At 74.2% G+C, this 12344-nt stretch carries 9 protein-coding genes; 1 reads left to right on the forward strand and 8 read right to left on the reverse strand.

The features are described from left to right. Window positions 1–10: 10 nt before the first annotated feature. Genes AMY39116_RS0332040 through AMY39116_RS0332050 form a run of 3 tightly spaced genes read right to left on the reverse strand, consistent with a single transcriptional unit; the run spans window position 11 to window position 4796 of the window. Window positions 11–2077 (reverse strand): hydantoinase/oxoprolinase family protein, encoded by a 2067-nt coding sequence (locus AMY39116_RS0332040; protein ID WP_020421694.1) that lies wholly within the window; start codon window positions 2075–2077, stop codon window positions 11–13. Next, on the reverse strand, window positions 2074–3711 hold the full coding sequence (locus tag AMY39116_RS0332045) for a hydantoinase B/oxoprolinase family protein (RefSeq protein ID WP_020421695.1): 1638 nt from the start codon (window positions 3709–3711) through the stop codon (window positions 2074–2076). The genes AMY39116_RS0332040 and AMY39116_RS0332045 overlap by 4 nt, the downstream gene beginning before the upstream one ends. Then, complete coding sequence (locus AMY39116_RS0332050) at window positions 3708–4796, reverse strand: tartrate dehydrogenase (protein ID WP_020421696.1); 1089 nt, start codon at window positions 4794–4796, stop codon at window positions 3708–3710. The genes AMY39116_RS0332045 and AMY39116_RS0332050 overlap by 4 nt, the downstream gene beginning before the upstream one ends. A 106-nt stretch (window positions 4797–4902) precedes the next feature. Here AMY39116_RS0332050 and AMY39116_RS0332055 point away from each other — a divergent pair, with 106 nt between their 5' ends. After that, on the forward strand, window positions 4903–5808 hold the full coding sequence (locus AMY39116_RS0332055; RefSeq protein WP_020421697.1) for a LysR family transcriptional regulator: 906 nt from the start codon (window positions 4903–4905) through the stop codon (window positions 5806–5808). 1 nt (window position 5809) lies between these two features. On the opposite strand, the gene AMY39116_RS0332060 is transcribed toward AMY39116_RS0332055, so the two are convergent. From AMY39116_RS0332060 to AMY39116_RS0332080, 5 genes are read right to left on the reverse strand one after another with little or no spacing between them, the layout of a single operon-like run. Next, window positions 5810–7441: an ABC transporter ATP-binding protein gene (locus AMY39116_RS0332060; RefSeq protein WP_020421698.1), complete on the reverse strand. Its 1632-nt coding sequence runs from the start codon at window positions 7439–7441 to the stop codon at window positions 5810–5812. After that, on the reverse strand, window positions 7438–9096 hold the full coding sequence (locus tag AMY39116_RS0332065) for an ABC transporter ATP-binding protein/permease (protein WP_020421699.1): 1659 nt from the start codon (window positions 9094–9096) through the stop codon (window positions 7438–7440). Before AMY39116_RS0332065 ends, AMY39116_RS0332060 begins: the two co-directional genes overlap by 4 nt. Then, entirely contained in the window at window positions 9093–10088 is a 996-nt protein-coding gene (locus AMY39116_RS0332070; protein ID WP_020421700.1) for an ABC transporter substrate-binding protein, read from the reverse strand. The genes AMY39116_RS0332065 and AMY39116_RS0332070 overlap by 4 nt, the downstream gene beginning before the upstream one ends. Continuing rightward, the gene (locus tag AMY39116_RS0332075; RefSeq protein ID WP_039791877.1) at window positions 10081–10893 is read right to left on the reverse strand and encodes an ABC transporter ATP-binding protein; all 813 of its coding nucleotides are present in this window, start codon (window positions 10891–10893) and stop codon (window positions 10081–10083) included. The genes AMY39116_RS0332070 and AMY39116_RS0332075 overlap by 8 nt, the downstream gene beginning before the upstream one ends. Then, window positions 10890–11999, reverse strand: coding sequence for an iron ABC transporter permease (locus AMY39116_RS0332080; RefSeq protein WP_020421702.1), 1110 nt, complete (start codon window positions 11997–11999; stop codon window positions 10890–10892). The genes AMY39116_RS0332075 and AMY39116_RS0332080 overlap by 4 nt, the downstream gene beginning before the upstream one ends. Between the last annotated feature and the right edge of the window lie 345 nt (window positions 12000–12344).

Consider the following 12344-nt stretch of genomic DNA (forward strand, 5'->3'; position numbering starts at 1 on the left):
CGCCCGCAGATCACTGGCCGACGTCGACGAGGAGCGTCAGGTCGGCGTCCACCCGGATCCGGCACTCCGGCCCGAAGCAACACGACGACTCGCGCTCCTCGAACACCGCGGGACCGGCGATCTCCGTGCCCGGCCGCAGGCGGTACCGGTCCCAGACGCCCGCCCGCAGCCGGCCGTGCCCGGGAATCCACACCTCGCGCTCCCCGCGGCGAGCCTCACCCGGGACCGGGTCGCAGCGCAGCACCACGTCGTGCCCGGCCAGCCGCGCCGTCAGCCGCCAGTTGACGACCTCCACCGGGCCCTCCAGGCAACGCCCGAACGTCGCGCGGTAGGTCTCCTCGAAATCGCGGCGCAGGCGTCCGGCGTCGATCCGGGTGAGATCCGCCCCGGGCAGCCCGACCTCGATGTCGAACCCCTGCCCCACGTACCGCATGTCCGCCGACCGCCGGAAGCGGACCAGCTCCGGGTGTTCCGGGCGCAGCACCGCGGTGGCGTGCGCGGACATCTCGTCGTACAGGCCGTCGACCCGGCCCCACTCGACCTCGGCCAGAGGCGAAGGCAGGCTGCGCACCTGGTCCACCGTGGGCGCGGCGACGAGGAACCCGTAGGCGGACATGACGCCGGCCCGCATCGGCACGATGATCCGCCCGATCTTCAGCTGCTTGGCCAGACCGTAGGCGTGCACCGGGCCCGCCCCGCCGAACGCGATGAGCGCGAACCCGGCCGGGTCGCGGCCGTGCTCGGACAAGTGCATCCGCGCCGCGGCGGCCATGCTCGCCGTGGCCACCTCGACGATGCCGGCCGCCGCGCCGGTCCGGTCGAAACCCAGCGCCCCGGCCACGTCCCGGTCCACCGCCTTGCCGGCCTCGGCGGTGCGCAGCCGCATCTCCCCGCCGAGGAAGGTGGCCGGGTCGAGGTAGCCGAGCAGGAGATCGGCGTCGGTGACCGTCGGGTGCTCGCCGCCCCGGCCGTAGGCCACGGGCCCCGGCACGGACCCGGCGCTGCGCGGCCCGACCTTGAGCAGCCCCAGCGGGTCCGGGGCGGCGATCGACCCGCCACCCGAGCCGATCTCGATCATGTCGGCGACGGTCAGCCGGACCGGCAGTCCCGAACCCGGCTTGAACTTGTCGACCCGCCCGGCCTCGAAGTCGTGCTTGCGGCGCACCCGGCCGCCGCTGACGATCGCGATCTTGGCCGTCGTGCCGCCCATGTCGAACGACAGCGCGTCCGGTTCACCGAGCCGGCGGGCCACGGCCGCGGCGGCGATCGCGCCCGCCGCCGGCCCGGATTCCAGCAGGCGGACGGGGAACTCCTTCGCGTCCTCGAGCGTGGTGACCCCGCCGCCGGAGAGCATGATGTGCAGCGGCGCGTCGACGCCCATCGCGAGCAGGTCGTCCCGCAGCGCGTCGAGGTAGCGCGCCATCAGCGGTTGCACGTAGGCGTTGAGGCAGGCGGTGCTCGCCCGCTCGTACTCGCCGATCACCGGCGCGACCGCGCTGGACAGGGTGACCGGCAGGTCCGGGTGGGCGCGCGCGAGCAGCTCCCGGACCCGCCGTTCGTGCTTGTCGTCGCGGTAGGAGTGCAGCAGCGCCACCGCCACCGCCTCGACACCCTGCGCGCGGAACTCCCGCACCCGCGCGAGCACCTCGTCCTCGTCCAGCGGCTCCAGCTCGGCGCCGTCGGCCGCGATGCGGCCCGCCACCCCGCGGCACAGGTGCCGCGGGACCAGCGGACGAGCCGGCCGGGCGTGCAGGTCGGTGGTGTCGAACCGGATCTCCCGGCCCATCTCCAGGGTGTCGCGGAAACCGCGGGTGGTGAGCAGCCCGACGACGGCGCCGGTGCGTTCCAGCAGCGTGTTGGTCACCAGCGTGGTGCCGTGCACCACCCCGGCGACGTCGCCGGCCGGGGTGCCGGTCTCGGCCAGCAGGCGGGCTATGCCCGCCGTGATCGCCTCGTTGGGCGCGTGCGGGGTGGTGGGCAGTTTGCCGGGCCACGTCAGGTCGCGCGCCGGGTCGTGCAGGAGCAGGTCGGTGAACGTCCCGCCGACGTCCACGCCGATCCGGGCCGTGCGGCTCATCGACGGGTCTCCTCTCGCGCGTCGGCGGTGGTGTAGCCGCCGAGTTCGTCGGCTTCGGCCAGGTGCGGCTCGCGGTCCTCCGGCGGGCCGAACCCGCCGCCGCCCGGGAACGAGATGAGCACCGACGCGCCGGGGGCCAGCTGGGACACCGACTTCAGCGGCACGCGTTCCCCGGTGTCCAGCACCGCGTGCGCGGTCGCGCCCGGCTCCCCGCCGGCGAGCCCGAGGGCCGGGTGCCGCTCGCGGTCGCCGAGCAGCACCATCTGCACCGGGCGGCGGGTCGGGTTGTGCACCTCGATGTCCTGTCCCAGCCCGCCGCGGCGCCGTCCCCGGCCACCCGAGCCCGCGCGCAGCTCCTTGCGCACGAACCGCAGCGGGGACGTCGCTTCGAGCGCCTCGACGCTGCCGCTGCCGGAGTTGGTCGGGAAGGCGGTCGTGGACAGGCCGTCCTTGTCCTGCGAGGCGCCCATGCCGGCGTTGGCGAACAGCATCTGCGCGAAGGGACGGCCGTCGTCGTCGACACCGGCGAACCGGACGCGCAGGGCGGGCGCGCCCCCGCTGTCGGCGACGACCCGGTCCGGCAGCACCGGCGCGAGCGCCTGATAGATCGCGCACGAGAGCAGGTGGCCGGTCAGGTGGCGCGCGACGACGGGCGCGGGGAACGTGGGGTTGACGATCGTGCCCTCGGGTGCCGTCACGCTGATCGCGCGGTAGGAGCCCCAGTTCGTGCGGGTGGCCGGGTCGAGGAGGATCTTCAGCGGGTACACCGAGTAGGCGCGGGTGTAGTTCAGGGTCGAGTTGGTCGAGAACGGCACCTGGGCCGAGGTCCCGGTGTAGTCGATGGCGATCCGGTCCCCGCTCACGGTGAGGGCGCATTCGATGTGCGTCGGGTGCCCCTCGACGCCGTCGGCGTCCACGCCCGCCCGGTACACGCCGTCCGGCAGCTCACGGATGGCCGTCCGCAGCGCGGTGTCGGCCAGCGCGTGCACCTCGGCGGCGAACCGCTCGAAGTCCGGTTCATCGAAGTCGGCGAGGAACTCCTGCGCCCGCCGACGGCACACCGCGTGCGCGGCGGCCTGGGCTTCGAGGTCGCCCCACAACGCGCCGGGCAGCCGCACGTTGGCGAGCAGCAGGTCCTTGACCCCCTGCTCGACGCGGCCGGCCCGGAACAGCCGCAGCGGCGGGATCAGGATGCCCTCCGAGATCAGCTCGGTGGCGCCCATCGTCGGTGTGCCACCGATGTCGGGGGAATGCGCGGCGGTGCCGGCGAAACCGACGAGCGCGCCCCGGTGGAAGATCGGGGTGATCATGGCGATGTCGGGCAGGTGCCCGGTCGCGATCCACGGGTCGTTCGTGATGACGCAGTCGCCGTCCTGCCAGTCCCCGGCCGGGAACCGGTCCAGGACCAGCCCGGTCAGGGAGCTCATGAGGGCCGCGAAACCGGGGATCCCGGCGCGCGACTCCGCCATGGTGCGCCCGCGGCGGTCCATCACCACGACGGTGTAGTCGTTGGACTCGCGGATGATGGTGGAGAACGCCGTGCGCAGCATGGTGGAGGCTGCCTCGTCGGTCGCGGCGGCCAGCCGGTCCCAGCGGACCTCCAGGCCGACCGGGTCGGTGACCGGCCGGGTCATGACATCACCGCCGCTGTGATCTCGTCGGCGATCGCCGCGCCGAGTTCCTCGGTCGTCCCGGAGCCGCCGAGATCGGGAGTGCGCACCTCCGGCCGCTCGTCGAGCACGGTCTCGATCGCGGCGACGACCTGCGCTGCCGCGTCCGGCTCCCCCAGGTGGTCGAGCATCATCGCGCCGCTCCAGATCTGCCCGACCGGGTTGGCGATCCCGCGCCCCGCGATGTCCGGGGCCGAGCCGTGCACCGGCTCGAACAGGCTGGGCCAGGTGCGGTCGGGGTTGATGTTGGCGCTGGGCGCGATGCCGATCGTCCCGGCGCACGCCGGGCCGAGGTCGGACAGGATGTCGCCGAACAGGTTGCTGGCGACCACGACGTCGTAGTCCTGGGGCCGCAGGACGAACTTGGCGGTGAGGATGTCGATGTGGTCGGAGTCCGCGGCCACGTCCGGGTACCGCCCGGCCATCGCGGCCGCGCGCTCGTCCCAGTAGGGCATGGTGATGGAGATGCCGTTGCTCTTGGTCGCCCAGGTCAGGTGCTTGCGCGGGCGCGCGGCGGCCAGCTCGAACGCGTACCGCAGCACCCGGTCCACTCCGGTGCGGGTCATCACGGTCTCCTGCACCACGGTTTCGCGGTCGGTGCCCTCGAAGATCCGGCCGCCGATGCTGGAGTACTCGCCCTCGGTGTTCTCGCGGACCACGACGAAGTCGATGTCGCCCGGTCCGTGGTCCCGCAGCGGGCTGCGCACCCCGCGCAGCAGCCGGACGGGGCGGAGGTTGACGTACTGGTCGAACCCGCGCCGGAACCGCAGGAGGCTCCCCCACAGCGACACGTGGTCGGGCACGACGTCGGGCCAGCCCACGGCGCCGAAGAAGATCGCGTCGAAGCCGCCGAGCACTTCCCGCCAGTCCGGCGGCAGCATTTCGCCGTGGCGCACCCAGTAATCGGCGCTGGCGAAATCGAACTCGGTGACGTCGAGGCCGAAGCCGTGGGCGCGGGCGGCGGCGCGCAGGCACCGCAGGCCCTCGGGCACGACCTCACGTCCGATGCCATCCCCCGGGATGACGGCGATGCGGTAACGGTGGGACACGGCAGGCTCCTTGTGCTCGGGCCCTTCACCTTGATCGGCGCCGCATCCCACGACAAGAGCTCTCCGGGCAACCTATCCTTTCGCTCAGGGAAAGAAAGGGGCGCGGATGAGCTCGATCGACGATCTCCGCTTCTTCCACGTGGTCGCCGCGAGCGAGACGCTGACCGCCGCCGCGCGCGAGCTCGGGTCTTCGCTGCCCGCGGTCAGCAAACGCCTGCGGGCGCTGGAACAACGGCTCGACGCGCGCCTGGTGCACCGCGGCACGCGCCGGCTGGTGCTGACCTCCGAGGGCGAGCTCTACGCCGCCCGCCTGGAGACGATCCTCGACCAGGTCCGCGAGCTCGACGACCTGATCACGCACCGCTCGGCCGACCTGCGCGGCTCGGTCGTGGTCCAGGCCACCCTCGGGCTCGGACGCGCGCACGTGGCGCCCCTGCTCGGCGAGTTCACCGCCCGGCACCCCCAGCTGAACGTCCGGCTGCACACCACGGCGCTGCCGCTGCGCCCGCACCGGCGCGAGTTCGACATGGCCGTCCACGTCGGCACCCCGCCGGATTCGACACTGCGGATGCGGCGGCTGGCCCGCAACCGCCGGGTGCCCTGCGCCGCACCGTCCTACTTGGACCGCAAGGGCATGCCCGAACGGGTCGAGGACCTGGCCGACCACGACTGCATCGTGCTGCGCGAGAACGAAGGGGACTTCGACCTGTGGCGGTTCGGCACCGCGGGCAGGCCGAGGCAGGTGCGGGTGCGCGGCCGCCTGTCGAGCAACGACGGGGACGTCGTCACCGACTGGGCGCTGCAGGGGCACGGGGTGATCATGCGCTCGGAGTGGCAGGTCCGGTCGTATTTGGACAGTGGCGAGCTCGTCCGCGTGCTGCCCGGAGTCCCCACCCCGCCGGCCGACATCTACGCCCTCCTCGCCGACGACGTCCACGTGCCCCGGCGGGTCAGCGAGCTGATCGACCACCTGGCGGCCCGGCTGCCGGACCGGATCGCCGGGTCGCGCTGAGTCAGGGCAAGCGGATCGTCCGGTCGCAGCGCGCCAGTGTGGCCGGGCGGTGGGCGATGACGAGGATGCCGATGTCCTCCCCGGTGGCGGCGAGTGCGGTGGTGATGGCCTGGTCGGCGTCGGGGTCGAGGTTGGCCGTCGCCTCGTCGAGGATGAGGATGCGCGGGTTCATGAGCAGCGCGCGGGCGACCGCGACGCGGGCGCGCTGCCCGCCGGACAGCCCGGCCCCGCCCTCGCCGACCGGGGTGTCCAGGCCGTCCGGCAGGCCGGCCCGGGGGTCGAGGATTCCCGCCCGCCGCGCCGCTTCCGCCACCTCGTGGTCGGCGGCTTTGGGGCGGCCGAGCCGGATGTTCGTCGCGATCGTGCCGGCCAGCAGTCCCGGCTCCTGGGGCACGATGCTGATCGCATCGCGCAGGTCGTCGTCGGCCAGGTCGGTCAGCGCAACCCCGTCCAGCGTGATGCGACCGCCGTCGGGGTCCCACATGCGGACGGCGAGCAGCGCGCACGTGGTCTTGCCCGCGCCGGAGGGGCCGGTGAGCGCGACGCGTTCCCCCGGCCCCACGGCGAACGACACCTCGCGCAGCACGGGCGGCCCGTCGCCGTACCCGAAGGTGACGGCGTCGAACACCAATCCGGTCGCGTGCTCGCGCGCCGGCAACGCCTGAGGCGACCGGGGTTCGTCCACGGCGGGCGGCCGGTCCAGGACGCCGGTGATCCGCGTCGCCGCGGCCCGCAGGGTGCCGAGGTTGCGCAGCAGGTCGGAGATCTGGGCCAGCGGCCCGATAGCCGCCACGGCGAGGACCGTCGCGACCGGCGCGAGTGGACGGCCGACCGTGGCGAGGTTGGCCGCGCACACGGCGAGGGCGCCGATCCCGGCGAGTGCGGCCGTCGCATCGTGCACCGCGCGTTCCACCCCGGCCCGGAAGCCGATCCTCGCCTGCACGGCGGCCAGGGCGCCGGTGAGCCGCCCGAGCGCGCCGAGCCGCCGTTCCAGCGCCCCGGCCGGGGTGAGCTCGCCGAGCCCGTGGACGGTGTCCACGAGCTCGGCGTTCAGCGCCGCGACCGCACCGGTCAGCTCCGCGCCTTGCCGGGTGGCCACCCGGCCGGTCAGCCACGGCAGCGCCGCGGTCACGGCGACCAGCGGCACCCACACCAGCAGCAGCCACGGGGTGACGAGCAACGACAGGGTCGTGGTGGCGGCGATCAGCACCGCACAGGTGAGCGCCTGGGCGGCGGTGTGGGCGTAGAGCCACTCCAGCCGGTCGAGGTCGGCGAACGCGACCGACACGAGGTCCCCGCTCCGCCGCGGTTTCGCGCGGTCGGGCAGGCTGACGCGGAAGGCGCCGAACACGCGGGCGCGCAGGGTGGCGATCAACCGGTAGGCCAGGTCGTGGGAGACCCAGGATTCGCGCCAGGTCATCGCGGCGGTCAGCACCGCGAGTCCGAACAGGACGAACGCCACGGCCGTCAGCGGCGCCGAACCGGTGGCGGCGGTCCGGCCGGCGAGCCAGGTGCCGGCCACCGCCAGCGACAGCGTGCCGAGCTGGACGACGGCGTTGGCCGCCAGCGTCCAGGCGAAGGCGGCCTTCTGCTCGGCGATGACCGGCAGCAGCCGCCGGAGCGGGCCGCTCACGCCGCGACCCCGGCGACACTGGCGACGCGGCCGGATTCGATCGTGACCAGAGTGGTGGCGTCGCGCAACGCGGTTTCCCGGTGGGCGATCACGATCCGGGTGACGTCCGGGCAGTGTCGCGCGAGCCGGGTCAGGACGCGGTGCTCGGTGTCGACGTCCAGCGCCGAGGTCGCTTCGTCGAGCAGCAGCACCGGGGTCCGGGCCAGCACGGCGCGGGCGATGGCCAGCCGCTGCCGCTGCCCGCCGGAGAGCCGCGCCCCGTTCTCGGTGAGCACCGTGGCGAACCCGTCGGGCAGCGCCTCGATGAACCCCAGCGCGTCGGCGACGTGAGCGGCCGTGCGGACCTCCGCCGTGGTGGCGCCGGGCCGGGCGAGCCGGAGGTTCTCCTCCACGGTCCCGTGGAAGAGGTAGGTGTGCTGGCCGACGACGGCGATGCTCGCCCGCAGCGCGGCGAGGGTGTAACCGGTCAGCGGGGTGCCGTCCAGCTCGATGCGGCCGTGCTGGGGATCGGCGTGCCGGACGAGGAGCCGCGCCAGCGTGCTCTTGCCCGCCCCGGACGGGCCTGCGATCCCCGTGGTGCTCCCCGGCGCGCAGTCGAAGCTCACCTCGTGCACACCGGCGCCGTTCGGGTAGCGGTAGGTGACCTCGCGCACCCGCACTCCGGCGCCCGGGCGGGCCGGTTCGGTGCGGGTTCCGGTGTCGGCGACGGCCGGTCGCGCCGTGCGGATCTCCTCCAGCCCGGCGGCCGCGCCCAGGCCCTGGTACCCGAGGTGCCAGTGCGCGGACAGGTCCAGCACGGGCCGGAAGCATTCCCTGGCGCACAACAGGAACAGCAGCAGCGAACCCGCGGGCGCCGCGCCGCCGAGCACCCCGGCGCAGGCGACGACGATGGTGGCGGCGGTGCCCAGGTGCAGCGCGAGCGCGCTAACACCGGCCTCCACCAGTGACACCCGCAGCTGCGACATGGTGGACCGGTGCAGGTCCGCGCCGCGCGCGGCGAGGAGGTCGCCGGTGCGCCGCCCCGCGCCGAACATCCGCAGCACCGCGATCGCCCTGGTCGCTTCCAGATAACCGGCGGCAAGCTGCTCGTAGGCCCGCCACCGGGTGCGCCCGGTGCGCATCAGCCGGGCGTCCCAGAACCGGGGCACCGCCACCGCGCACAGCACCGCCACGGCCAAGACAGTGGCGGCGGGCGCCGACACCGTGAACAGCCACCCGGTGACCGCGGCCGGGACGACGCAGGTAACCAGGAGCTGGGGCAGGTAGCGGCTGTAGTAGGCGTCCAGGGCTTCCACCCCGTCGACGACCGTGTGCGCGACCGCACCGGCCCGCTCCCCCTGCGCCCACGCCGGGCCCAGCTCGGCGATGCGGCGCAGCAGGGTGGCCCGCAGCCGGGTGCGGATCGCGATGCCGAACCGCGCGGCGGCGACCTCGCGCGCCCACACCAGCACCGCCCGCACGGCGACCACCCCGGCCAGCACCGCGAGGGTGGCCGGCACCGCCGCGACGTCCCCGCCGGTCAGGTCGGCGAGGACGGCGGCGGTCAGCACAGCCGCGGCGACGTGGGCGGCCGACACCAGCACGGCCAGCGCCGCCAGCAGCGCCACCGGTCCGGCGACGACCCCCGCCAGGCGCAGCAGCCCGCGGTGGATCACGACGCGAAGGCGCCCGGGTGCAACTGCTGGGCGATTTCGCGCACCACCGAGACGTTGCCGAGGGTGCCCGGGTAGGTGTCGGCGGCGTCGATCGCGATCAGCCGGCCCTCCCGCACCGCGGTCACGTTCGGGAACGTGCGGGTCAGGTAGTCGCGGGTGGCCTGCTCGTGCTCGGGCGAGTTCACGGCGAACACGATCGCCTGCGGGTCGGCCGCGGCGAGCGCCTCCGGGGTGATCTGGGCGGCGAAGAACTTGGCGAACCGCGGGTCCTGCGGGGAGAACACGTTGTTCCCGCCGGCCCGGCGGATGATGTCGTACTCGATGCCGGCGCCGATCGCGGTCACCGTGGTGCCCTCCAAGTACACCTGGGCCACGGTGGGCTTCGCGCGGCCGGCGATCGCGGTGTCCACTTCGGACAGGGTGGCGCGGCTCTGCGCGATCAGGGTGCTGGCGCGGTCGGGCACGGCGAAGATCCGGCCGAGGTTGTCCAGGTCGGTGAAGATGTCCTCGACGGTGCCGGTCATGCGCCGCTGGGCGCAGCCGCCGGTGGCGATGTAGGCGGTCACGCCGGCCTGCGCGAGCTGGTCCAGGCCGGCGAAACCCTGCTCGGCGGTGAACTCGTACATCGTCGGGGAGAACACGAAGTCCGGTTTGACGTTGAGCAGCTGTTCCCGGCTCGGCGGCCCGGACTCGCTGAGCACCGGCACGGCGGCAGCCTGGGCAGCGATGTCGGCGGGAAGCGGCGCGGTGTCGGTCTGCGCCTGCCCGGCGAGCTTGTCCGCCAGCCCCAGCCGCAGCAGCAGCTCGGTCTGCGACGGGCTCAGCCCGACGGCCGCGGCCGGGGTCGACGGCACGCTGATCTGCCGATCGCAGTTGGTGATCGTCACCGCCTGGGCGGTGTCCGGCGAGGCGTTCGGGGTGACCGCGGAGCCGCACCCGGCGACCAGGGTGGCGCCGAGGGCGAGCGCGATCAGGGGCGCGGTTCTAGGCATGGATCTCATCTCTGTTCGTACCGGGGCGGGGACCAGTCCGGTGTGGATGGTCGAAAACCAGGACCGGGCCGCCGGTGCCCGGGTGGGTCAGGCGCGTGACCCCGACGTGGAAGACCTCCTCGACCACCCGCGGGGCGAGGGCCTCGGCGGGCGGCCCGGCGGCGACGAGGCGGCCGGTGTCGAGGACCGCGATCTCGTCGCAGTGGGTGGCGGCGAGGTTGAGGTCGTGCAGCGCCGCGATGACCGTGCGGCCGAGGCCGGCCGCCAAGCGCATGAGCTCCAGCTGGAAGGCGATGTCGAGGTGGTTGGTCGGCTCGTCGAGGACCAGCACCGGGGTGTCGGCGGCGAGGGCGCGGGCGAGCATCACCCGCTGGCGCTGCCCGCCGGAGAGCCGGCCGATGGGCCGGTCGGCGAGGTCCGTGGCGCCCACCGTGTCCAGCGCGGTCCACGCCAGGTCCAGGTCGGCGTCGGTGTCGCGGCCGAACCCGCGCTGGAACGGCACCCGGGACAGCAGGACGACGTCCAGGACCGTCATGTCGAACTCGGTGGAGGTCTCCTGGGTCATGACCGCCACCGTCCTGGCGACCTCGCGGCGGCTGGTGCGCCACACGTCCTTCTCGCCGAGCAGCACCCGGCCGGACTCCGGCGCGACCGCGCGGTAGAGCGTGCGCAGCAGCGTCGACTTGCCACTGCCGTTGGGGCCCACCAGCCCGAGGAACCGGCCGGAGGGCACATCCAGGTTGACGTCACGCAGCACGGCGCGGCCCGCCAGGCTGACGCCGACGTGGTCGAAGCGCACCCTCATCGGTCGAGTCCCGCCCGCGCCGCCGTGTCCCGGCGCATCAGCCACAGGAAGAACGGCGCCCCCACCACCGCGGTGAGGATGCCGATCGGCACCTCGGCCGGCGCGGCGACCGTGCGCGAGAGCAGGTCGGCGAGCATCAGGAACGCGGCGCCGCCGAGCACCGCGACCGGCAGCATCCGCCGGTGGTCGGCGCCGACGAGGATCCGGGCCACGTGCGGGACCACCAGGCCGACGAAGCCGATTCCGCCGCTGACCGACACGATCGAGCCGGTCAACAGCGCCGCGGTGACCAGCAGGACCGCGCGCAGCCGGTTCACGTCCACCCCGAGCGCGGTGGCCGATTCGTCGCCGCTGAGCAACGCGTTCATCGCCCGGGTGCGCAACCCGACGACGAGGCACGCGGCCACGAACGCCACCGCGGGGACGGCCAGGGAGCTCATCGACGCGGCGGACACGCTGCCCAGCAGGAAGAACAGGACGCTGAACACGTTCTGCGCCTCGGTGGTCAGCGTCAGGTAGCTCGTGACGGCGCTGAACAGGGAGCCCAGGGCCACGCCGGAGAGGATCATCCGCGTCGGCGACAGGATGCCGCGGTGCCGCGCGGTGAGCGCCACGGCCAGGCTCGCCACCAGCGCGCCGGCGAAGGCCGCGGCCCCGAGCGGCAGCCCGCCGACCGCCGCCGACCCGAGAGTGATGACGAGAACCGCGCCCACCCCGGCGCCGGAGGACACGCCGAGCAGGTAGGGCTCGGCGAGCGGGTTGCGCACGATCACCTGCATGATCGCCCCGGCCAGCGCGAGCCCGGCGCCGGACAGCGCGGCCAGCAGCGCGCGGGGCAGGCGGAACTGCCACACCGCCTGGTCCTGCAGCGGGGTCAGGCTGCCGTCGGACATCCACGGCATGCCCGGCAGCAGGTGCCCCACCACGATCCGGGCCGCGTCGGCGACCCCGACGTCGACCGTGCCGACCGCCCCGGACACGACGACCAGCAGCAGGATCGCCACGACGAGGGCGCTGACGGTGATCCGCGACGCGAGGCGGGAGCGGTGGACGGACGCACGCAGGCGGCGATCCAGCGCGACGGGTGGGCGCGGGCGAACGAGCACGAGTGGGGGCCGATCGGTCAGTGGCGGGGACGGACGGAGCATAACCGACATCGACAATCGTTTTCAACGATCGTGATCACGGCGGTGGGTGAGCCCACCGCCGGGCCGCGCCCGGGCTCCGGAACCGGGGCCCAGTCCACGCAGTCCTGACCCCCGCGGGCCGGCCGGCCATCACGGCCCGGTGGGCGAACCGCCACCCGCCTCGGCCCCCGCAGTCCTGACCCGCCGCCACAAACGGCGGGCGGACCATCACCTCCCGGAGGGCGAACCGCCACCCGCCACGGCCCCCGCAGTCCTGACCCTGCTTGCGGGTCGGCGGGCCATCACATCCCGGAGGGCGAACCG

It is taken from the genome of Amycolatopsis sp. ATCC 39116, from assembly GCF_000231075.2.
GTDB lineage: Bacteria > Actinomycetota > Actinomycetes > Mycobacteriales > Pseudonocardiaceae > Amycolatopsis_E > Amycolatopsis_E tucumanensis.